Raw genomic sequence first — 21,150 nt, 5'->3', positions numbered from 1 at the left:
CCGGCGATTTTTTCCGGAACCGCGATTGGTAACCTTTTTGTGAAACCCGTTTTCACTATGCCTTAATTTTAAGGTGTTTTATTAAGGCTTGTCAATAGAAAGAAATAAAAAAACAAACCCGCCCGTAGGCGGGTTATTTACGGGGTGGTACCTGATCACAGGCGACCATACCTTCATAACACTCATTACAAAGGAACTGGCCGCAGGTCGGACAGATTTTCATATCGGGAGGATTGGTATCCAGGCAGTCATAGCAATAGGCGGTATCGCAATGGCGACAGATGATGCCCTCGACATTTTTGGCTTTACAGCGATCACATACCGGGATCTTCATGATCGCCACCTCCTTTTATCTATAGAATCCTTCGCGCTGAATCGGAAATATCCTGCCCGGAGGAGGAAAAAATAGAAGCTCCTTTGCAGGAGCTTTGGGAGGGCCGTTTAACTTACCAACCCCAGGGCTTCAACTGCCGCCGGGGACAGGACTTGGACCACGTCGTCATTGTTCAAAAGGCAGGCATTGGCTTCGTCAGTATCAACATGAAATTCCAGGCGGAAGTTGGGATTGACCCTTACCAGGACGTTGGTGAAGATTAGTCCCCTTTCGCCTCCTACCTGGACTGTTACCAGGTCTTTATCCTTTAACCCATACCGCTTACCATCGCTGGTATGCATATGGATGTGGCGTAGGGCGATAATCACCCCTTGCTTCAGGGTCACTACCCCTGCCGGTCCGACCAATATACAACCTGGTGAGCCAGCGTGATCGCCAGAATCCCGAATCGGCGGATTGACACCGAGTTTAAAGCAGTCGGTACGAGACAACTCCACCTGGGTATATGAGCGGATCGGCCCCAGGACCCGCACCCGTTCCAGAACCCCTTTGGGTCCTACCACAGTGACGGTCTCCTTAGCGGCAAATTGACCCGGTTGCCCTAGATCTTTCACCTTAGTTAACTCATAGCCAGGCCCGAAGAGAGTCTGGAGATGTTCCCTGGTAAGGTGCACATGCCGTCCAGATACACCTACAGGTACTTCGAGTAAAATATCATTCACTTTAAGCTCCTCCTCCCATTCCTCCCGGCTGCCCTTAACAACCGTTAAACGCTAAATAACTACCGTTCATCCTAATTATAATGCTATTCGGCAGCAGGTGCAAGGGGGTGGCTTATAGTCAAAATCTTAAATTTCCGGTGCCTTATTTACGAACGGTATATTTTTATAGTTACAACCCCGGCACTGGCCATTACAATTGCTTACCAGGGCAGTATGGCAGCGGGGGCAACGCAGCTGCCGGGGTTCCTTAAGGGGGTAACCACAGCGGGGGCATTTATCAAGGCAATGGGGTTGCATAGCGACCCACCTCTTTCCTAGATCAGGATGTGGGAGATGATACCACCGATGAAGAAAGCAAGGACCAGGACCGCCGGCCAGATGACAATCCCTTCCCGCCAGCCGCGTTCTTTAAAGATCACCAGGGCCGAGGCAATACAGGGTACAAACAAGGTAATGGTAACCAGGGATACCAGAGACTGGGCTGGCTTTAAGGGCAGGCTGTAGAGCCCGGCAGCGCCAAAATCCCGGCGGACGAAGCCCATGATAAAGGCTGTAGTCGTTTCTTTGGGAAGTTGCAGCCAGCTGACCGTAACCGGCGCCAACAGGTTTTGCAGGACAGCTAGCAAGCCGGTGACCTGTAAAATACCAATCAAGAGGGCACCGCCGGCGAATAAGGGTGTAGCTTCGCGGATAAAGGCGCTGGTTTTAGTGGCCGTTTTTTTTAGGATATTAACCGGTTGCGGCCACCGCAGGGGCGGCAGGTCGATTAAGAGATCGCTGGGCCGACCCGGCAGCAGCCAGTTCAGGGCTGTCCCGGTCAGGACCAGGATGCCGGCGATGAGGACGATATACAGGACCGTGTAACCGGGGCCCAGGCGTACCAGCATGGTAGTGATAATCGCCAGCTGGGCCGAACAGGGGATGGCCATGGCCAGGAGGAAGGTGGCGATGCGGCGTTCGCGCTTGCTGCCCAGTAACCGGGTGGTAATGGTGGCCGCGGTAACACAGCCAAAGCCCAGGATAATAGGGATGATACCCCGGCCGTTTAAACCGATACGCATCAAGGCCCGGTCCACCAGGACGGCAATGCGCGGCAAATAACCGGAATCCTCCAGGGTCGACAGGCCCAGGTAGAAGCCCAGCACCAGGGGCAGCAAGAGGCCCAGAATATAGGTTACCGTCATGGTCAAGAGGCCGAATTCCCCGATTAACAAGGTACCCGGGATGGTGTCCGGCGGCAGCCACTGGCTGATTAGATTACGAATAAAAGGTTCATAATAACCCTTCATCAGGCCGCCTTCCGTAATGCCGACAACGGTCTGAGCAATAAAGACCCCGATAAATTCATATAAAAGCCCCAGGGAGATTATTAAAATGGGGATACCGGTGAGGGGTTGCATCATCCAGCGGCTGAGGCGGGTGCTCCAGGAAGCCCCGGTATTGCTTTCTTTGACTACTGCGGCCACAATGGTATCAACCCGCCGCCGCCGGGCCAGGTAGATCTCCTCCTGGCGGTCCAGGGGTTTGAGGCGATAACGGGCGGCTACATAGGGGTCGCCCTCCAGAATAAGTAGAGCCGCGGCCCGGTTGTGGGTCTTCCGTTGGAGCAGGGGCAGCATTTCTTCCAGTTCGGGGAGGCTGTTGCCGCAACGGGCCCGGGCTACAGCCTGTTTAACCTCCGCGAACCCCTGCCTCTTTATGGCTACGGTAGGAATAACCGGTACACCTAGCTGCCGCTCCAGTTCCGCAACGTTAATTTTTATGCCCTGGCGGGTAGCTTCATCAACCATGTTTAGGGCCACTACCATAGGGATCCCCATATCAATGATTTGCTGGGTCAGGAAAAGGTCGCGTTCCAGGTGCACAGCGTTGACGACGTTGATGACAATATCCGCACCCAGGATCACATCCCGGGCCACCTTTTCTTCGTCATTAAAGGAAGATACACCGTAGACACCGGGCGTGTCCAGGATAAAGTCATTACCCACCCGGCCATGGCTGATCTCCAGGGTGGTACCAGGAAAATTAGAGACATCAACATAAAGACCGGTTAAAGCATTAAAAAAGACGGATTTGCCGACGTTGGGATTGCCGGCCAAGACTATTTTTCGTACCCCGGCGGGGATGTTGAGGTCCTGGTTAAGATCGTGGCAGGCCATAGGCGCGCCTCCTTACCCGGGATTTGGCTGCCGCCGGGGTAGAGACGGGTTCTACGTTAATTCTGGCGGCCAGGCCTCTGCCCAGGGCGATTTCTTGACGGTTTTTGGCGATGATGATGGGGCCTCCGGGAATAATATTGGTGCAGGTGACCAGTTCCCCTTCGGCGACGCCCAGGCGGATAGCCTGGGCCCGGATACCGGCCCCCGGCAGGGCCAGGATGCGCAGGCGTTGTCCCTCTTTGACCTTGTCCAGGGTCATGATGCTCCCTCCCCCCTTATACTTATGCCGGATTTGGTGGTTCATGTCCACTGCTAATTGAAAAACATTATCAATTGGCTTCTATAAATATATTAGAGTAAATGATAATCAATGTCAATGGGATGACGTAAAAAAGCATCACTTTTTGGTGATGCTCTCGCGGCTGTGGGTATAACGGATGTCTTCGGCCACCGGCAAGTGGTAGGACTGGCAGAGCTGGACGATACGGGAGGTGGTTCGTTCGCCCAGGTATTCCTCCAGGTCCTTCAGGTCCAGGTTACTGGTAATGACCGTTGGCAGCTCATTAATCAGGCGGTAGTTAAGCAAGGAGTAGATTTTATTACAGGTCCATTCCGTGTAGTTGTGGGCGCCCAGATCGTCCAGGATCAGGATACCTACTCCCCGGGCGGTATCAATAAGTTCGAGTTCTGTCTGGTTATTGTCCTGGGGACGGCGGTCGTAGGTGGCGCGAATGGCGTCCAGGAGATCCGGTACGACGGTAAAGAGAACCTCTTTCCCGGCGGCAGTTAGAGCATTGGCAATGGCTGCCGCCAAAAAGGTTTTACCGCTCCCTACCGGGCCGAAAATAAAGAGACCCCGGCCATGTTCTTCCCGGCGGCAGGTAGCGACAAAGCGTTGGGATGCTTCCAGGCAATGGCGCGCACTTTCATAATAGGTTGTACCGGTTAATTCATCCCGCAGGGTGCGTGAGTAGTACTTTAGGTCAAAGCTGGTAAAGGTATAGCGGCTGAGCTGGGGCGCCAGGTTGGCCGCCCGCAGCCGGTTCTGCCAGGCCTTTTGTTGCATACAGCGGCAGCGATAGGCGCGGCCATCACGGATGATTAAGCCCCGGTCAAGGCACAGGGGGCACCGGTAAGAGGCGGCAGCCGCCGGTATATCCTGAGGCTGCCTTTTTACCAGCAATTCATGGGGTATCTGGATTCTCTCCATCCAGGCTCAAACCTCCCTTTAGCCTTCCAGGTTGAGGCGGTAAAGGTCGCGGTACTTATCCCGGCCGGTAGGCGGGTTTTCCGGTTTAGCCCGCCGGGGCTTCTTTTTATTTTTTTGCTCATCGTAGGCCGTGGCCTGGGAGACATTACGGATATTATGGCGTAGCCAGTCCCGGAGGATAGAATCGATATACCGGAAGTTAAGGGCCCCTCGCAGTACAGCCCGGCGCAGGGCTTCCTGCAGCAACTCTATGGAAAGGTGGTCATTCTGGCACCATTCCCGGAGTTGATCGCTTTCCAATGGGGAGAGGGGCCGGCCAAACTCTTTTTCAAAGATACGATAAAGCTCTCCCTGTTTAATTGTCATGGCCCCGGTATCCGGTTGGGTCTCTGTTGGCGGGTTGTAATTTCCCAGGGCAATGCGGGTTAATTTGGTCCACAGGGGGGCAAAGGAAAAGGTATTTTGCCAGCGGCCCAGGACATGGTTATAATAGGGCTCTACAGCCAGGAGTTTCTTTTCAATCAGGGAGGCGATCAGGTTCTTGATCTCTTCTTCATCCAGGCTCATATACTGGCGGAGCTTTTCCGGGGTAGGGAAACGCTCCTGTTCCACCTGGCGCCAGTGAAAAAGATGGATTAAAACCATCATTTCTAATTCCGTCAAGCCCAGGCGGGTGTAAAACTTTAATAGCATATCGGGAATAACCAGGCTACCACATTCCAGCATGGCTGTCGTCAGCAATTCGTAATTATTACCAGTGAAAACCATTATCTTTTCCCTCCCCGGAAGCTCATGGCATTATTTAATTATAGCATCAGTTACCGCTAGAACCAAAGGCAACCAGGGGTTGTCAGGGGCATTGCCTCACGCGGATTTTCGTTTATAATTATTTTAGTTAAGGGGAGGTAAAATCCCATGGAGGTTATTGCCCTCGTTGGTCCCAGTGGCAGTGGTAAAAGTCACCGGGCCCTGGCGGTGGCCCGGGATTATGCTGCCGATGCCATAATTGATGATGGCCTGTTAATTCGGGGCAGTCGTATTCTAGCCGGTGTTTCGGCTAAGGAGCAACCGACCCGGGTAGGGGCCATTAAAACAGCCCTTTTTAGCGAACCCGAACGTGCCCGGGAAGTCCGGGAATGCCTGGCGGCCATCAACCCGCCCCGGGTCCTGGTCATCAGCACCTCCCGGGAAATGACCCGGCGCATTTGCGACCGCCTGCAAATCCCCCACCCGGCCCGGTGGATAGATATTACCGAAGTAGCCACCCCCGGAGAGATAAACCGGGCCCGGCAGATCCGGAGCCAGCTCGGTAAGCACGTCATCCCGGCACCGACGGTGGAAGTAAAGCCGCGGTTTAGCGGGCCCCTCATTGAACCCCTGCGCACCTTCCTGCGCCGGCACCAGGCGCCGCCGGGCAAGAGCCGTAACCTATGGGTGGAACAGACCACCGTGCGTCCCACCTTTAATTCCCTGGGGCATTTTTATATCGCCCAGAACGTCGTGGCCCAGCTGGCCGGGTATTTGGTCACTGCTGGTGGGTTAAGCAGTTCCCGGGTCCAGGTGGAAACCCGGGAGGGAAATCTGGTCCTTAATCTGGAGGTAACTGCCCCTTACGGCGTCTTTCTGCCGCCCCTTTTGCAGGCGGCCCAGAAAAGGGTGAAGACTACTATTACAAATATGACAGCCCTGGAGGTCGAGACTGTCAATATTACCGTCAGCAGTCTTAAATTGCCGGATAAAAAAACCTGAGCTAACCGGCTATTGCCTAACCGGCCTTTTCCTGCAGGCCCTGATCTACCAGGGTCTCTATTTGTTGGAGCTTGCGGTTAACGCCGGCATAATCCCCGCTGGTAAAGCCGGTCTCCACCAAAGCCTTGAGCTGGACCAGGAGCCGCTGGTAAGTTGCTTCTGCTGCGGCGGCCGTCCCGGCGGCTGTCAGGGCTGCTGCTGGCGCCGGGGCAATCTCCGCCGTTCCGGGCAGCAGCTGGACGACATCCAGCCAACCCGGTACCTCCGCCGCCAGGCCCAATTCCGTACGTAACAGGCGGGCGAAGTCTCCTGCCGCCTCAGGTTCACCGTGGGTGACAAATACCAGCCGGGGCGGTTGGCGAAATGACTTGACCCAGTTCAAGAGGCCTTCCTGATCAGCATGGGCGGAAAAACCGTCGATACTGACGATTTCCGCCCGGACGGCGATTTCTTCCCCGTGGATACGCACCCGTTTCTCCCCTTCCAGCAGCCGCCGGCCCAGGGTACCGTCCGCCTGGTAACCGACCAGGAGAACGGTGGCCTCTGGCCGCCAGAGGTTATGTTTCAGGTGATGCTTAATCCGGCCGGCATCGGCCATACCGCTGGCCGAGATAATAATCGCCCCGCTGTGGATTTTATTGATGGCCATGGATTCCTCTGCCGTGCGGCAGAGGTGCATGCCGGGCAGGTAAAAGGGGCAGGTACTACCGTTATGGCTTAAATCCTTAGCATCGGTATCAAAGTATTCCTGGTGCCGGCAAAAGATCTCCGTGGCGGCAACCGCCAGGGGACTGTCCAAGTAGAGATTATCTACCTGGATCGCGCCCCGCTGTAGGAGGACGTTTAGGGCATAGAGGAGGTCCTGGGTCCGTTCAACGGCAAAGGCCGGGATGACTAGGTTGCCCCCCTTTTTTCTGGTCGCCAGGATTACTTCTTTGAGGCGTTCGATTTTATCTCCCTGGATGTTGTGGCGGCGGTTACCATAGGTGGATTCCATCACCAGGTAGTCGGTAGCTTCAATAGCCGCCGGGTCATTGACGATCGGCTGGCCGGGATTCCCCAGGTCCCCGGAAAAGGTAATCTTGCTTTCCCGGCCATCGTCCTGGATCCAAATCTCGGCTATAGCCGAGCCCAGGATGTGGCCGGCGTCCTGGAGGCGCAGGCGAACGCCGGGCAGGATCTCCTGCTCCTGCTGGTAGTCTATGGTCTGGAAGTTATCCAGGCAGGTGGCGGCCTGGGCGGCCGTATAAATGGGGGTTAAAAGGGGCATGCCGGCACGGCTGTTTTTACGATTCTTCCGCTCGACCTCCATCTCCTGGATGTGGCCGCTGTCGGGGAGCAGCACCCGGGCCAGATCGGCGGTAACCGGCGTGGTATAGACGGGGCCTTTAAAGCCCTGGAGATAGAGTTTGGGGATCAACCCGCAGTGGTCGATATGGGCATGGGTAAGGATCAGGGCGTCGATAGCGCCGGGGTTGAAGGGAAAGGGACCGTAGTTACGTTCTTTAATGGCTTTGGAACCCTGAAAGAGACCGCAGTCAATGAGCAACCGGTGACGTTCGGTGTCCAGGAGGTAACAGGAGCCGGTCACCGTCCCGGCAGCGCCGCAAAACTGGAGTTTAATCATAATTCCTCTCCCTTGTCAAAACCTTTTTCGGGTTGGTTCTGTTTTCTTGCGTTTCCCTTGCAAGTGGTCGCTATTGGCGATGGTAAAGGCATTAGCCCTACCATAGGGGGCTTCCTAGCTCTTGCTAACTACGGCTCAGGCCTGAGCGGCGATTCGCTGGTTGCAGGCCAGGCGCCGGGAGACGAAACGCTCCACCCGGTTCATGGCCTCCGTCAGGTCAGCCAGGGAGGCGGCGTAGGAACAGCGGATAAAGCCCTCGCCGCTGGCACCGAAGGCCGTCCCCGGGACGACGGCCACTTTTTCCTCTTTGAGGAGCTCTGCGGCAAAGGTGGCCGAATCCAGGCCGGTGGCGGTTATGGAGGGGAAGATGTAAAAGGCTCCCCGGGGCTCAAAACAATCAAGCCCCATTTCCCGCAGGCGGCTGTAAACTAACCGCCGCCGCTGGTCGTACTGTTCCACCATGCGGTCGACGTCCTGACTGCCGTGGCGCAGGGCCTCCAGGGCTGCCATCTGCCCCATAACAGGGGCACAGAGGATGGTATACTGGTGGATCTTGACCATAGCGGCCAGAAAATCGGGATGGGCGGCTACGTAACCAACCCGCCAGCCGGTCATGGCAAAGGCCTTGGAGAGGCCGCTCACCAGGATGGTTCTGTCCTGCATGCCGGGTAGAGAGGCAAAGGAGAGAGGTTGGCCTTCATAACGTAATTCAGCATAGATCTCGTCGCTGATGACCAACAGGTTGTACTTGGTTACCAGCCGGGCGATAGCCTGCATCTCCTCCCGGCTGAGGATGGCGCCGGTAGGGTTATTGGGAAAACAGAGGATCAGCACCTTGCTCCGTGGTGTCAGGTATTCCTCCAGGCGGGCGGCAGTGAGGGCAAAATTCTCGGCTGCGGTAGTCGGGATGGTAACCGGGACGCCACCGGCCAGCTTGGTTATAGGCTGGTAGGAAACATAACAGGGCTCGGGGATCAGGACCTCGTCTCCGGGGTTTAATACGGTCCTTAAGGCCAAATCCACGGCTTCGCTGGCGCCGATGGTAACCATAATCTGTTTCAGGGGATCATAGCTCAGGCCGAAACGCCGTTCCAGGTAAGCAGCAATGGCCTGGCGCAATTCGGGTAAGCCATAGTTGGAGGTATACATGGTATAGCCCCGCTCCAGGGACTGAACACAGGCCTCGCGAATATGCCAGGGTGTCACGAAATCGGGTTCCCCTACCCCCAGGGAGATTACTCCTTTGGTATTGGCTACCAGGTCGAAAAAACGGCGGATACCTGAAGGCGGTAGGTTCTTGACTACCGGTGCTATAAAACGCTGGGCTTCAAAACCATGGGAGATGGTCATGGTTGCAACACCTGCCTCCGGTCTGCTTCCTGGTCCTCAAAGATAACGCCATCCTGTTTGTATCGTTTCAGGATAAAGTGGGTCATGGTGCTTTGGACATGTTCTAGGGTTGCCAATTTCTGAGAAACAAAGGAAGCTACCTCTTTCAGGCTCTTCCCCTGGACCAGGACGGAGAGGTCGTAGCCCCCTGACATGAGGAATACGGACTTGACCTCCGGGTAGCGGTAGATGCGGCTGGCAATTTCATCGAACCCCAAATCCCGCTGGGGTATAACCTTGACATCAATGAGGGCCGCCACCTCATCTTCACCGGCCTTCTCCCAGTTGATCAGGGTGTGGTAGCGCAGGATGATCTTTTCTTCTTCCATGGCGGCTATTTCCCGGGCTACCTGGTCTACCGGCAGGGCCAGCATAACGGCGATCTCTTTGGCAGTTAACCGGCCGTTGTTTTCTAGCAGATCGAGGATTTTTTTACGCATCGAATAGTCTTCCTCCGAAAATAGACTTCCACCAAAAATGGTTGTAACTTACAGTTCCGCTGCGATGCTGACGGGTACAGGTCTTCAGGCTCCGGTGGTTCTCGGCGAGCAAACTATGCGCTCAGCCTTCCGCGGCGGCGGGGGTGGCTCGGCTGCTCCTCTTTGAATAAGCGCAGCGGGGAGCGGAACTCTTCGCTCCTAAACCAACGTTACGATCCCCATCCCGTTCACCGCCGCCTCGCCACGGCTTCGCTAAGTTTGCTGGCGCCTCGAACCAAGTCGCCTTCCGCCTGTACCCGCCAGCCCCTGCCTCTACCTGCATTTTCGTCATTCGTGGCGGGGGCGTCAGCCCCCATGAGGGGCTCCTCCGCAAAATAGGCTTCAACATAATAAAACCCCCCGCCCCCATATTTAAGGGACGAGAGGTTATTCCCGCGGTACCACCCTCATTGGTCGTACGACCCGGCTTAAGGGCGCATCACTGCGCCTGGCCTTTAACGGGGCCAGCGTCCCGCCTTTTTCCGGCGGCGGCTTGGGGGTGGCTTGCGGCAGGCCTGCTTCCGGGCTTTCACCCTCCCCGGTTCGCTACCTGCAGGGAAACTGCCTACTTCTTCCCCTCATTGCCTTTAACCCTACTAAAATATTGATTACATTTTAGCATCGGTCAACCTGGACTGTCAATATAAATTTCAGGAAGATTGGCGCCAGGTGGCTTCACGGCGTAGGCGCCGGGCCAGGTAAGCGGGATTGTTCAGTTCGTCGCTGGCCACCCGGCGGATACTGATGCCCTCCTGCCGGCAGTAGAAATCATGGCGCCAGTCATGGTGCCAGGTATCCAGTTCGAAGCCCACCTGGCGCTGGGGTAAATAAAAGGCGATTTTACCCCCTCTGGTTTCGTAATCCCGGATGATCTCTTCCCCAGGATAGGCCTGGAGTAGGGCCAGGTGCAAGGCCGCTACAGCGTCGTCCAGGATGCTGGCGTTATCCTTCGGGGATGTGCTTTCCTCGTTACTGGCCCCCGCGACAATAGTCGCCTCTCCCTCCTGCATGGTATCGTTTGCTGCAAGGGAGTTCTTGCTAACGACGGGTTTAGAAATAGCCGGGGGCTCTTGTTCTACCACCGGGGCGGTAGCTGTTGCCAGGGTACTGGTCTCTTCAGGTTCCTTATCCCCTCCTTCCGGGATGGTTACCGGGATTTCCTCCCCGGACGGGGCCGAAGCCATTTCTTGGCTAACTGGTTCCGCGGCCGGCGTACCGTTGTCGCTGGGAGCGCCCTCGCCGGAGGTAGCTGGGACGGCTCCTGTTGACTCCTCCTTCCCTTCCTGTCGGGATGCCAGGTAGCTGGCAATACCATTACTAATCATCTGCTGGATGTCACGGGGAAAGTTACCAAAGCTCTGCAGGATACGGCGATCAGGCAGGCGCTGGGCAATTAGCTGCTCAAGTAAAGCCTGGAGATGTTCTTCCCGGCCTTCAAGAACTTCCAGGAGCAAATCGCCCATAGCCTGCACCAGGGAAGAGCCGCGTTGTAATTCTTCTTCCCGGGTTGCTTCATCCTTAAGACCGATGGATATGGCACATTGGACCAGCTCATCGACACGCTGCAGGATCTCATTCTCTAATCGTTGACTGCGCATGCTAATCCACCTCCTGGCAGCTGTTCCTCCCATCAGTTTATGCGCCAGGGTGAAGGGTAAGAACTAGCAATTTCTAGCCGCATAAATAAAAACCCCGGGTTGTTTACAACCTGGGGTTTTTAGCGTTTATCTACTCTACTTTAGGGCGGGGGTAGAGGCCGGCTTCCTGGACAATAGTGGGGATGATATCCTCCCACATGACAGCCATGATATGCACACCGGCTACGCCCTCGATGGTCTGCAGGTGTTTAATCTGCTCCACGCAGATGGCTACCCCTTCGGCTTTTGGGTCAGCGGCCTTTTCCATACGGGCAACTATTTCATCGGGGACAATCATCCCGGCCACCGACTGTTGCATATACTTGGCGGCGCGGGCTGATTTCAGGGGCATCACCCCGGCGATTATCTTCGCTCGCTGGTGCAGGCCCCGCTCCCGGACCAGGGCCATAAAGCGCTCGAAGCGCTCCATGTCAAAGATACACTGGGTTTGGATGAAGTCGGCACCGGCATTAATCTTCTTTTCCAGGCGCAGGACCCGGAACTCAAAGGGGTCGGCAAAGGGGTTGGCAGCGGCACCGATCAAGAACCGGGGCTCCCGGCCTTTCAGCTCTTCACCGCAGGAAAACTTCTTCTCATCCCGCAGGTCTTTGACGATGCGGATGAGTTGGATGGAGTCAACATCATGGACATTTTTCGCCGTGGGGTGGTTACCAAAGGACTGGTGGTCGCCGGACAGGCAGAGAACATTCCGCAGCCCCAGACTGTAGGCCCCCAGGAGGTCGCTTTGGAGGGCGATGCGGTTGCGATCCCGAGCCGTCATCTGGATAATGGGTTCTCCCCCGGCCTGGAGGACGTGGACCCCGGCGGCGATGCTAGACAGGCGGACGATGGCCGTCTGGTTGTCCGTCAGGTTCATGGCGTCGACATAGTCCTTGAGCATGGCGGCGTGTTTTTTAATCCCTGCGGGATCGGCGTGCTTGGGCGGCCCGATCTCGCCGCTGACCAGGAACTGCCCCTGGGAGAGGATTTTGGCCATTTTGCTTTCAAGCATCGATCTTCACATCCTCTCGTACAACTTTCCGCGGCCCGCCATCCCGGGACTTGGACCAGTCCTTGGGGGGCTGGATTTCCAGGAGGAGGTCCAGTTTGCCCAGGGCCTGCATCCGGTCATAGATAAGTTGCCAGGCGCAAGGGGTATCGGGATTGACCTCGCACTTGCCCCCCTGGGAACCGCCGCAGGGGCCGTTTAAAATACTCTTGGAGCAGCGGATAATGGGGCAAATGCCACCGGTTTTATAGAGGATACACTCGCCGCAGAGACCGCAGCGCTCTTCCCAGACACCATGTTCCACGGTGCCCCCGGCGAATTTGGTGTTCAGGGCCGGTACCACCCATTTGTTATAACGCTCGGCCAGGAACTGGACGCCCACCCCGCAGGCCAGGGAGACGATGGCGTCGACATCATCGGTAACGTATTTGTTGAGCATCTCCACATACTCCGGATCGCACTGGCGGGTGAGGGTGACCTCCACCGTTTCCAGGGGATTGCCTTCCTTCTGCCGTAAAAGGCGTAGTTCTGCAGCCAGGATGCCGGTTTCCTTTTCCCCGCCGGCCAGGCAGACAGTTACGCAACCGCCACAGCCTACTACCAGGACTTTCTTGGCGTCTTTAATCAAGCCGGCTACTTCAGCCAGGGGTTTTCCCTCGGCAATAATCATCTACACTCACCTGCTTCCATTTGAAGGTTGTAAAGGTTGGCCCCTTGACCAGGGGAGGCTTGTTTCGGGGCGACGGTCGCCCGGGATTTTATTGGGCTGGGGCCCAGTTTCCGGATGCGGTCGGTAAATTCCCGGGCGATTTCGGCAAAGCGCGGGCCCATGGCCGCCGAGAGGTTGTACATCTCCAGGCGCTCGCCGCCGATGCCGATGTTATCCAGGATTTTTTTCGCCTGCTGCACCCGGTGCTTGGCCCGGAAATTGCCTTTCAGGAAGTGGCAATCGCCCTCCATACAGCCCAGGACGTAGACCCCGTCGGCTCCTTCTTCAAAGGCCTGGAGCAAAACCCGGATGTCGGTTTTACCGGAGCAGGGCATTTCAATCACCCGGATATTGGCCGGGTACTGGAGGCGCAGGGACCCGGCCAGGTCGGCAGCCGAGTAGGCACAGTAGAAGCAACAAAAAGCGACAATTTTAGGCTCAAAATCGGCCATCTCTACACCTCCCCGAAGAAGCCGGCTACCTTGGCCAGCAACTGGTCGTCCTTGTAGAACTGCAGCTGGATGGCCTTGGCCGGGCATTCACCAGCGCAGGTGCCGCAACCCATACACTGGACGGCATTGATCTCGGCGACGTTGCGTTCATTGATCCGTGGTACATTGAAGGGGCAGACCCGGACACACGTCAGGCAGGCGGCGCATTTATTCTCATCGACTACGGCCACCACCCCGCCAACCATGAGGTTTTCCCTGGCTAGAACGGTGCAGGCCCGGGCCACGGCTCCTTCCGCCTGGGCAATGGCCTCAGCTGCCAGCTTGGGGGCATGGCCGGCGCCGCAGAGGAAGATGCCGGCCGTCGGAAAGTCGATGGGCGCCAGCTTGGCATGGGTTTCCACATAGAACTTATCCTCATTCAGGGGCAGCTTCAGCAGGGTGGCCAGCTTCTCCACCCCTGCCGGGGCCACGGCTCCCGTAGCCAGGACCAGTTGATCCGGCCAGAGGACCAGCTCCTTGCCGGAATCCGGGTCCTGTACCAGGACCTCCAGGAGGCCGATCTCCCGCTGCCGCACCCGGGGCGGGTCTTCGGGGTCGTAGGGGATAAAGAGGACCCCCTCCTCCCTGGCCCGGCGGTAGTAATCCTCCATAAAGGCATAGGTGCGGATGTCCCGGTAGAGGACGTAGACCTGGGCCTCGGGGTTGCGGGCCTTGATGGCCAGGGCGTTTTTAATGGTCTGGGCGCAGCAGGTCCGGCTGCAGTAGGGATGCTCTGCATCCCGGGAGCCGACGCACTGGATGAAGACTACCTGCTTGTTCTTTTCTGTGTCCCACTGGCCGTCGGCCAGGGCCTGCTCCAACCTGGTATTGGTTGTGACCCGTTCATCCTGCCCCAGGAGGTACGCGTCGGTCTGGATCTCCTGGCTTCCAGTAGCCACGATAACAACACCGTGTTCCAGGGTCTGGGTACGGCGGACGTGCTCCCGGCCGGGTTCGCCCAGGGAAATAGTCGTCGTAAAGTGACCCTGGTGGCCGCCGAAGTCTTCAATCCGGGCGCCCGTAAAGACCTGAATCCGGGGATTGGCCTGGACCCTGGCGATTAAGTCCCGCAGCAAAACCTGCAGATCCTCACCCTCCAGGGTGATGCGCAGATTGCGTACCTGGCCACCGAGTTCGGCTTCCCGTTCCACGATATAGGCCTCAAAGCCCTGGGCGGCCACATTCAGGGCTGCCGTCAGGCCGGCAACCCCACCACCGATGATCAGGGCCTTCTGGATCACCGGTACCGGTTGCATATGCAGGGCTTCATGGCGTTTGACCTTGGCCACCGCCCCCTGAACCAGGTCAATGGCCTTCTGGGTGGCGTTGGCCGGCTCGTTGCGATGGACCCAGGAACACTGGTCGCGGATGTTGGCCATCTCGAAGTAGAACTGGTTCAGCCCGGCTTCCCGGAGGGCCTCGCGAAAGAGGGGCTGATGGGTGCGGATGGTGCAGGAGGCTACTACTACCCGGTTTAATTGATACTCCTGGATAGCGTCTTTGATTTTTTTCAGGGTATCCTGGGAGCAGGTATAGAGGTTGTCTTCAGCGTGAACCACTCCCGGAAGTTTGGCGGCCGCTTCGACCACAGCCTTGACATCGACCACGCCGGCGATGTTAATACCACAGTGGCAGATAAAGACCCCTACCCGGGGCTCCTCCCGGCTGACATCCCGCTCCGGGGGATACTCCTTGGGGGTGACCAGGGTATTGCGACCGGAAGCCATGGCCGCGCCGGCGCAAGCCGCGGCAGCGCTGGCGTTGACCACTGTTTCGGGAATATCCCGTGGCCCCTGGAAAACGCCGGCCACATAAATACCATCCTTGGTGGTAGCTACAGGGGCAAAGGGTTGAGTTTTAGCAAAACCGTACTGGTTGAGCTCGATCCCTGCAGCCGCAGCGATCCTGGTGGCACTGGCCGGGGGTTTAACACCTACAGCCAGGACAACCATATCGAATTCTTCCCGCTGGATCTTACCGTCGGCGTAGTACTGGATGGTCAGGTTTTTCGTCTGAGGGTCTTCTTCCACCCGGGAGATCATGGCCCGGACATAACGGACGCCCCCGGCTTTAGCGGCATCAACATAGCGGTCGAAGTTTTTACCATAGGCCCGGATGTCCAGGTAAAAGATGGTCGGCTCGATGTTGGCGTCGTGTTCCCGGGCGATGAGGGCCTCTTTGGTGGAATACATACAGCATATGGCCGAACAATAGGGGCTACCTTCCCGTTCGCAGTCCCGGGAGCCAACGCACTGGATAAAAGCGATCTTCTTTGGCGGACGCTGGTCAGATGGCCGCAGGACGTGACTCTCAGTAGGCCCGGTAGCGCTGAGGAAGCGCTCAAACTCCAGGCTGGTGACGACATTGGGGTAATAGCCGTAGCCGTACTCACCTGTAAGGTGGGCGTCGAAGAGTTCGAAACCTGGGGCCAGGAGAACGGAGCCTACCTTTAATTCCGTTACCTTTTCCAGCTGCCAGTGCTCGACGGCTTTCTTTTTACAGACGGCCTCACACTGGAGGCATTCCGAACAGATGCCGCAGTTCAGGCAGCGTTTAGCTTCGGCTATGGCCTCCTCGGGGGTAAAGCCCTGGTAGACCTCGCGGAAGTCCCGGACGCGCTCTGTTGCCGGGGCCATGGCCTGGGCCCGGCGCCGCTCCGGTAAGGGTATGACGTTGGCCGGCGGGTCCAAATGGGGTTCTTTTTCCAAAGAACGGCCTTCAGCCAGGTCTTTTCCCTGGAGGTAACGGATTACAGATTCCGCCGCTTCGTGGCCGCCGCCGACGGCCTCCACCACTGAAGCCGGTCCCCGGACAATATCGCCACAGGCGAAGACACCCGGCACGTTGGTAGCCAGGGTGAGGGGGTCGGCGCTGATCAAGCCGCGGTTGGTATTAACTGGGCTTTTTTCTCCCAGTAAGGAAAGGTCGGCAGCCTGGCCAATGGCCATGATAACCGTGTCGGCCGCCAGGGTGCTGGTTACCTCCGGGTTATACTGGGGGTTAAAACGGTGGTTGGCATCAAAAACGCGGGTACACTGCATCAATTCGACACCGTCAACCCGGCCGTTACTCCCCAGGAAGCGTTTGGGTCCCCAGGAGGGATGGATAACGACGCCTTCTTCGATAGCCTCCTCGACCTCCCAGGGGTGGGCCGGCATCTCCTCCCGGGATTCCAGGCAGGCCAGGTGGACCTCTCTGGCCCCCAGGCGCCGGGCGGTACGGGCCACGTCAATGGCCACGTTGCCGCCGCCGATGACCACGACCCTCTCTCCTACCCTGGGGCTATCGCCCAGGGCTGCTTCCCGCAGGAAGTTTACCCCCGGTAGGATGCCCTGTAGTTCAGACCCCTCCAGTTGGAGCAGGCGACTCTGTTGCAGACCGATGGCGATAATGACGGCATTATATTCCTTTTGTAGTTCCTTAAGGGTAATGTCCTTACCAATGGTTGTATTGGGAACAAACTTGACACCCAGGTTGAGGATACGTTCCGTCTCCCGGTCGACTACCTCTTCCGGCAGGCGGTAACGGGGGATACCACCCCGCAGCATGCCGCCGGGGCGGCTTAAGGAGTCATAGATAGTAACCTGATAGCCGGCTAGGGCCAGATCCTGAGCGGCCGTCAAACCTCCCGGACCGGCGCCGATAATGGCTACCTTTTCGCTCCTGGCCGGTATTTCCGGCTTTTGCTCCTGCTCCCGGGCGGCGTCAGCCTCCCAGCCGTAATCAAAGGCGGCCCGCTTCAGGGTGGCAATGGCAATAGGGTCGTCGAACTGCCCCCGGTTGCACTCAGTTTCGCAGGGGTGGTGGCAGATGCGGCCGCAGATACCGGCAAAGGGCAGGCGCCGGTGCACCACCTCCAGAGCCTCGGCGAATTTACCCTGGGAGATCAGGGCTATATACCCCTGGGCATTGGTGCCGGCCGGACAGGCGTTACGACAGGGCGGTGTGCCCCGCTTGGTTATTAGATATTTGTTGGGCACGGCCTGGGGAAACATCTTGTGGATGGCCTTGCGGGTGCCCATCTCCTGATTATACTCGTTGGGTACGCTGACCGGGCAGGCCTGCTCGCAGTCGCCACAGGCCGTACACTCCTGGATGTTGACATAGCGGGGCTTTTCCCGGATCTGGACGGTAAAGTTTCCCTTCTCCCCTGCCACTTTTTCCAGGGTGGCGCAGGTATGCAGGCGGATATTGGGGTGGTTGGCGGTATCCGTCATCCGCGGCCCCAGCAGGCACATGGCGCATTCATTGGTGGGAAAGGTTTTATCCAGCTGGGCCATATGACCGCCGATGGAAGAACTCTCCGTAACCATGTGCACCAGATAACCGGCGTTGGCCAGGTCCAGGGCCGATTGCATACCGGCAATACCGCCACCCAGAACCAGGACGGCACCGACGGCCGGAGTAGTTTCCTTGTGTTCACTCATGGCTTCTCACAACCTTTCCGCTAAGAGACTGCCCGTAAGCCCTGCTGTTGTAAAAGGGGCCGGGGATCGACCAGGTGCTTTTTCAGCCAGGGCGTGGCATCTAACCCGACAGCCAGACCAAGGATCTCCGTGATAAAGAAGACAGGTAGGGCTTCGCTTCCACCCGGCTGGCGGCTGTCCAGGTTGGTCTGGCAGAGAGGACAGGCGGTAACAATGGCCTGGGCTCCGGCCCGGCGGGCGGCAGCTACTATTTTACCTACCAGTTGTTCAACGATCTGGGGCTGGGGTATGGCCAGGCTGGCTCCGCAGCACTCGTTTTTATGGCTCCAGGTCACCGGACGGCCACCGGCCAGAGTTAAAAGCTGGTCCATTAACCGGGGCTGCTCCGGGTTGGCTTCGAAACTGGCGACCTTGGGCGGCCTGGTCAGTAGGCAACCATAGTAGGAGGCCAGGGGGAGAGCGGCCAGGTCCTTTTGTAGGTGTTCTTTGATAAGCTGCTCCACCCTGGGGTCGGCCAGGACGTCAATGACGTGGCGCACTCTGATCTGGCCCTGGTATTCCCGGCCCAGGGCGGCGGCTACCTGCCGGTTGAGGCCCACAGCCTCCTCACCGCCGGTGGCCATAAAGGTCTGGGCTGTTTTTAGGGAGTTGTAGCAGGCGGCGCAGGGAACCAGCAAGTCATCGCCGGCGGTTTCGGCCAAGATCAGGTTGTGCAGGGGCAAGGCATGGCTCAAGTAACCGCTTAGGGAGTGGCCCGAGGTGGCGCCGCAGCAACACCAATCCTCGAGTTCCCGCAATTCTACCCCCAGGGCCTGAAAAAGGGCCTCGGTAGAAGCTGAAAACTCCGCGGCTGTAGAGTGGAGAGAGCAGCCGGGATAATAGCTCAACTTCATTTTTGCCACCCCTTTTCACCCTGTAATAAAGCCTGTAAGGGTTGCCGTTTTTTGATTCCCTCGGGCAAGATCCGCAGTTTATGGCGCTGGAACATCTTTAAACCCAGGGGGACGTCCTGGAAATAGGTGCCTGTTTTCAGTTTAAAAGCAATCATCATGCCCAGCTCATGGACCCGGCCTTTATTTTTGACTGAAGCCAGGAAGGCCTGGTGGAAGGCGGCGACTCCCGGTAGGGCCGGTTGGATACCCTGGGCCAGGGCCCGCTGTTTTAAGGCGTCATTAATAGCGGCAATATCAATACCGTTAGGGCAACGGGAGATACAGGTCCGGCAGGCAGCGCACTGCCAGATGGTTTTACTTTTTAAGAGTTCTTCCTCCAGTCCCAGCTGGACATAGCGGACTACCTGGTGGGGCATCAGGTCCATAGCCGCTGTTACAGGACAACCGGCCGTACACTTGTGGCACTGGTAACAGCGGTTGACAGGCTGCCTGGATAATTTAGCCACCGGAGTTACAAGTTGCTGGGAGGGTACAACTTGCTGCTCGGCCAATCCCCTTCCTCCTTTCGGCGTTAAAAAAGCAGGTGCCAGCGTTCAGCAATCCCCTGGCACCTGCCGTTGACATTCTTCTGGAGAGGCATTTACGTATTGCTGCTGCGCTGGAAGTTTTAAGGGTGCATCTTTTACTAATTCTTTTATTTCATTTCGACGTTACTTCAAAAAATCCTACCTGGTTTTATACATCTTGACAAAAGAATCACAGTAGACCGTTTGGTTCAGCAAAATTTCCGCCGTGGCCGCCGTTTCCACCAGGGCGTCATCGCAGGCATCGGCGATGGCGGCATCCAGGCCGCAGGCCATAGCCATGGCCAAGAAGGTCCGGTTAATCAGGGGCCGGTTCTGGCAGTTCTGGGAGACGTTACTTAAACCCAGGACTGTTTTCGGGGCCGGGTCAGCCAGCATCTTGATCTGCTGTAGGGTTTTTAGTACTTCCGGAGCATGATCTTGGGCTACATTGGCCGGCAGGATCAGGGGATCGATATACAAATCCTCCATGGGCAGGCCGAACTCATCGGCGGCGGCCACCAGCTCCATAGCAAAGGCCAGGCGGGTGTCGCTATCTTTAGGAATACCGGTCTTATTCATGGTCAGGCCGATGAGGGCGGCCCCGTGCTCTACCGCCAGGGGGAAGAGCTTCTCGATCTTTTCCCGTTCAGCGTTGGTAGAATTTATAATGGCATGGTTTTTACACTTTCTTAAGCCGGCCTCGATGGCTTTGATATTGGTGGAATCCAGGCACAGGGATAGGCTGCTGGCTTCTTGGGTGACCTCCACCAGCCACTCCATGGCGCTGACTTTGTCCGGGACAGCCGGGCCGACGTTGAGGTCCAGGGCGCGGGCGCCATTTGCTTCCTGGCGCCGGGCCCATTCCTGGACCGGAGCCGGGTCCTGTTCCTGGATGGCCCGTTTGATGTCGTTGAACATGCCGTTGATCCGTTCGCCGATAATGAGCATGGATTTACCTCCTTTAAAATGTTTAATAAGCATTGCTGACCATCAGCTGGTCAATATTCTCCCGGACCTTAGCTACGGCTACTGGGTGACGCATGAGGAGAATCTGGGCGCCGGCCTGGAGCAGGGCGGTGGCGGTAACAGCCTCCCAGAGAATACCGCGATCGATTTCTTTACCCCAGCCCGGGTATTCGTCCACCGGGGCTGAAGCTTCCTTGGCACGCCAGGCCTCGTAACCTATGGTGGCGATTACGGGCATGGAGAGCATTTTATCGCCCTGGAGGGCCCCTTGGCGGATGCGTTCCATAATGGAGAAGGCGTATTCAATACCATAGCCCAGGCCGCCGATGGAGGGGTCGATGATAATATGGTCCAGGCTCAGGTTCATTTCGTTGATCAGGATGTTGAGCTGTTTGCAGATATTAATATCCAAGGGGGAGCGGGCAATGATGTTATGCTTGTGGACCATGCAGGCCGCTGTCAGGGATTTATAATTGTCCTGTTCGGCATTGCCCAGGAGAAGATTCTCGCCGGCAGCAGCCTCGGCCACTGCCTCCAGGACCTCGTGATCCTTTTCCACATCGCCGCAGCCGACGACTACCAGTGGTACGCCAACTGCCTGCAGGATTTCTTTGACGGTAGCTACGCACTGATCGACGGAATGATTGGCGCCTTCGGGATCCGCACCGTCGAGTTTCAGGTAGACCAGGTCGGCACCATATGCGGCGACGCACTTTTGGGCCCAGCGGCCAGGTTCGTTGAGAACATCGGCAAAGGGGTCCTTCAGGGCGTCAGGCCAGTCAG

General features: G+C 57.2%; 19 protein-coding genes. 1 reads left to right on the top strand and 18 read right to left on the bottom strand.

The window, feature by feature from the left end:
* Positions 1-133: 133 nt before the first annotated feature.
* The 6 genes from SDD30_RS02490 to SDD30_RS02465 form a co-directional block, all read right to left on the bottom strand.
* A complete protein-coding gene (locus tag SDD30_RS02490) occupies positions 134-334 on the bottom strand; it encodes a hypothetical protein (protein WP_434073357.1) in 201 nt (66 codons plus the stop codon).
* Between the two features lie 107 nt (positions 335-441).
* Positions 442-1,056 (bottom strand): phosphate propanoyltransferase, encoded by a 615-nt coding sequence (locus tag SDD30_RS02485; RefSeq protein ID WP_434073356.1) that lies wholly within the window; start codon positions 1,054-1,056, stop codon positions 442-444.
* A 314-nt stretch (positions 1,057-1,370) separates the two neighbouring features.
* Entirely contained in the window at positions 1,371-3,215 is a 1,845-nt protein-coding gene (gene feoB / locus SDD30_RS02480; RefSeq protein WP_434073355.1) for a ferrous iron transport protein B, read from the bottom strand.
* Entirely contained in the window at positions 3,196-3,474 is a 279-nt protein-coding gene (locus SDD30_RS02475) for a FeoA family protein (protein WP_434073354.1), read from the bottom strand. The genes feoB and SDD30_RS02475 overlap by 20 nt, the downstream gene beginning before the upstream one ends.
* Before the next feature lie 138 nt (positions 3,475-3,612).
* Positions 3,613-4,425, bottom strand: coding sequence for an ATP-binding protein (locus SDD30_RS02470; protein ID WP_434073353.1), 813 nt, complete (start codon positions 4,423-4,425; stop codon positions 3,613-3,615).
* An 18-nt stretch (positions 4,426-4,443) separates the two neighbouring features.
* Positions 4,444-5,193 carry a DnaD domain-containing protein gene (locus tag SDD30_RS02465; RefSeq protein ID WP_434073352.1) on the bottom strand — a complete coding sequence of 250 codons (750 nt, stop codon included), beginning with the start codon at positions 5,191-5,193 and terminating at the stop codon, positions 4,444-4,446.
* Between the two features lie 147 nt (positions 5,194-5,340).
* Here SDD30_RS02465 and SDD30_RS02460 point away from each other — a divergent pair, with 147 nt between their 5' ends.
* Entirely contained in the window at positions 5,341-6,174 is an 834-nt protein-coding gene (locus tag SDD30_RS02460; protein WP_434073351.1) for an Asp23/Gls24 family envelope stress response protein, read from the top strand.
* A 16-nt stretch (positions 6,175-6,190) separates the two neighbouring features.
* On the opposite strand, the gene SDD30_RS02455 is transcribed toward SDD30_RS02460, so the two are convergent.
* From SDD30_RS02455 to SDD30_RS02400, 12 genes are all read right to left on the bottom strand, one after another.
* The gene (locus SDD30_RS02455) at positions 6,191-7,801 is read right to left on the bottom strand and encodes an MBL fold metallo-hydrolase RNA specificity domain-containing protein (RefSeq protein WP_434073350.1); all 1,611 of its coding nucleotides are present in this window, start codon (positions 7,799-7,801) and stop codon (positions 6,191-6,193) included.
* 135 nt (positions 7,802-7,936) lie between these two features.
* The gene (locus SDD30_RS02450; protein WP_434073349.1) at positions 7,937-9,151 is read right to left on the bottom strand and encodes an aminotransferase class I/II-fold pyridoxal phosphate-dependent enzyme; all 1,215 of its coding nucleotides are present in this window, start codon (positions 9,149-9,151) and stop codon (positions 7,937-7,939) included.
* Positions 9,148-9,630 carry an Lrp/AsnC family transcriptional regulator gene (locus tag SDD30_RS02445; protein ID WP_434073348.1) on the bottom strand — a complete coding sequence of 161 codons (483 nt, stop codon included), beginning with the start codon at positions 9,628-9,630 and terminating at the stop codon, positions 9,148-9,150. The genes SDD30_RS02450 and SDD30_RS02445 overlap by 4 nt, the downstream gene beginning before the upstream one ends.
* Positions 9,631-10,319: 689 nt before the next feature.
* The gene (locus tag SDD30_RS02440; RefSeq protein WP_434073347.1) at positions 10,320-11,267 is read right to left on the bottom strand and encodes a hypothetical protein; all 948 of its coding nucleotides are present in this window, start codon (positions 11,265-11,267) and stop codon (positions 10,320-10,322) included.
* Between the two features lie 130 nt (positions 11,268-11,397).
* Positions 11,398-12,318 carry a methylenetetrahydrofolate reductase gene (locus SDD30_RS02435; RefSeq protein ID WP_434073346.1) on the bottom strand — a complete coding sequence of 307 codons (921 nt, stop codon included), beginning with the start codon at positions 12,316-12,318 and terminating at the stop codon, positions 11,398-11,400.
* Positions 12,311-12,985 (bottom strand): methylenetetrahydrofolate reductase C-terminal domain-containing protein, encoded by a 675-nt coding sequence (locus SDD30_RS02430; RefSeq protein ID WP_434073345.1) that lies wholly within the window; start codon positions 12,983-12,985, stop codon positions 12,311-12,313. The genes SDD30_RS02435 and SDD30_RS02430 overlap by 8 nt, the downstream gene beginning before the upstream one ends.
* Positions 12,982-13,476: a hydrogenase iron-sulfur subunit gene (locus SDD30_RS02425; protein ID WP_434073344.1), complete on the bottom strand. Its 495-nt coding sequence runs from the start codon at positions 13,474-13,476 to the stop codon at positions 12,982-12,984. The genes SDD30_RS02430 and SDD30_RS02425 overlap by 4 nt, the downstream gene beginning before the upstream one ends.
* 2 nt (positions 13,477-13,478) lie before the next feature.
* Positions 13,479-17,942, bottom strand: coding sequence for an FAD-dependent oxidoreductase (locus SDD30_RS02420; RefSeq protein WP_434073343.1), 4,464 nt, complete (start codon positions 17,940-17,942; stop codon positions 13,479-13,481).
* 20 nt (positions 17,943-17,962) lie between these two features.
* Positions 17,963-18,835, bottom strand: a complete 873-nt coding sequence (locus SDD30_RS02415; protein WP_434073342.1) for a CoB--CoM heterodisulfide reductase iron-sulfur subunit B family protein — start codon at positions 18,833-18,835, stop codon at positions 17,963-17,965.
* A complete protein-coding gene (locus SDD30_RS02410) occupies positions 18,832-19,386 on the bottom strand; it encodes a 4Fe-4S dicluster domain-containing protein (RefSeq protein WP_434073341.1) in 555 nt (184 codons plus the stop codon). The genes SDD30_RS02415 and SDD30_RS02410 overlap by 4 nt, the downstream gene beginning before the upstream one ends.
* A gap of 174 nt (positions 19,387-19,560) precedes the next feature.
* Positions 19,561-20,349, bottom strand: coding sequence for a methyltetrahydrofolate cobalamin methyltransferase (locus tag SDD30_RS02405; RefSeq protein ID WP_434073340.1), 789 nt, complete (start codon positions 20,347-20,349; stop codon positions 19,561-19,563).
* A 22-nt stretch (positions 20,350-20,371) separates the two neighbouring features.
* Positions 20,372-21,150, bottom strand: a 779-nt coding sequence (locus SDD30_RS02400) for an acetyl-CoA decarbonylase/synthase complex subunit delta (RefSeq protein ID WP_434073339.1), incomplete at its 5' end; no start/stop codon positions are given.

Source organism: Moorella naiadis (nom. illeg.), from assembly GCF_051020825.1.
GTDB lineage: Bacteria > Bacillota > DSM-521 > Neomoorellales > Neomoorellaceae > Neomoorella > Neomoorella naiadis.
The sequence above is the reverse complement of the archived record's forward strand: the minus strand, read 5'-3'. Positions and strand labels throughout refer to the sequence as shown.

Excerpts from the sequence above, each read along its gene's own strand:
- SDD30_RS02430 (WP_434073345.1), bottom strand. The coding sequence starts at position 12,985 with ATGATTATTGCCGAGGGAAAACCCCTGGCTGAAGTAGCCGGCTTGATT.
- SDD30_RS02425 (WP_434073344.1), bottom strand. The coding sequence starts at position 13,476 with ATGGCCGATTTTGAGCCTAAAATTGTCGCTTTTTGTTGCTTCTACTGT.
- SDD30_RS02475 (WP_434073354.1), bottom strand. The coding sequence starts at position 3,474 with ATGACCCTGGACAAGGTCAAAGAGGGACAACGCCTGCGCATCCTGGCC.
- SDD30_RS02490 (WP_434073357.1), bottom strand. The coding sequence starts at position 334 with ATGAAGATCCCGGTATGTGATCGCTGTAAAGCCAAAAATGTCGAGGGC.
- feoB (WP_434073355.1), bottom strand. The coding sequence starts at position 3,215 with ATGGCCTGCCACGATCTTAACCAGGACCTCAACATCCCCGCCGGGGTA.
- SDD30_RS02440 (WP_434073347.1), bottom strand. The coding sequence starts at position 11,267 with ATGCGCAGTCAACGATTAGAGAATGAGATCCTGCAGCGTGTCGATGAG.
- SDD30_RS02415 (WP_434073342.1), bottom strand. The coding sequence starts at position 18,835 with ATGAAGTTGAGCTATTATCCCGGCTGCTCTCTCCACTCTACAGCCGCG.
- SDD30_RS02455 (WP_434073350.1), bottom strand. The coding sequence starts at position 7,801 with ATGATTAAACTCCAGTTTTGCGGCGCTGCCGGGACGGTGACCGGCTCC.
- SDD30_RS02405 (WP_434073340.1), bottom strand. The coding sequence starts at position 20,349 with ATGCTCATTATCGGCGAACGGATCAACGGCATGTTCAACGACATCAAA.
- SDD30_RS02460 (WP_434073351.1), top strand. The coding sequence starts at position 5,341 with ATGGAGGTTATTGCCCTCGTTGGTCCCAGTGGCAGTGGTAAAAGTCAC.
- SDD30_RS02445 (WP_434073348.1), bottom strand. The coding sequence starts at position 9,630 with ATGCGTAAAAAAATCCTCGATCTGCTAGAAAACAACGGCCGGTTAACT.
- SDD30_RS02470 (WP_434073353.1), bottom strand. The coding sequence starts at position 4,425 with ATGGAGAGAATCCAGATACCCCATGAATTGCTGGTAAAAAGGCAGCCT.
- SDD30_RS02450 (WP_434073349.1), bottom strand. The coding sequence starts at position 9,151 with ATGACCATCTCCCATGGTTTTGAAGCCCAGCGTTTTATAGCACCGGTA.
- SDD30_RS02420 (WP_434073343.1), bottom strand. The coding sequence starts at position 17,942 with ATGAGTGAACACAAGGAAACTACTCCGGCCGTCGGTGCCGTCCTGGTT.
- SDD30_RS02435 (WP_434073346.1), bottom strand. The coding sequence starts at position 12,318 with ATGCTTGAAAGCAAAATGGCCAAAATCCTCTCCCAGGGGCAGTTCCTG.
- SDD30_RS02465 (WP_434073352.1), bottom strand. The coding sequence starts at position 5,193 with ATGGTTTTCACTGGTAATAATTACGAATTGCTGACGACAGCCATGCTG.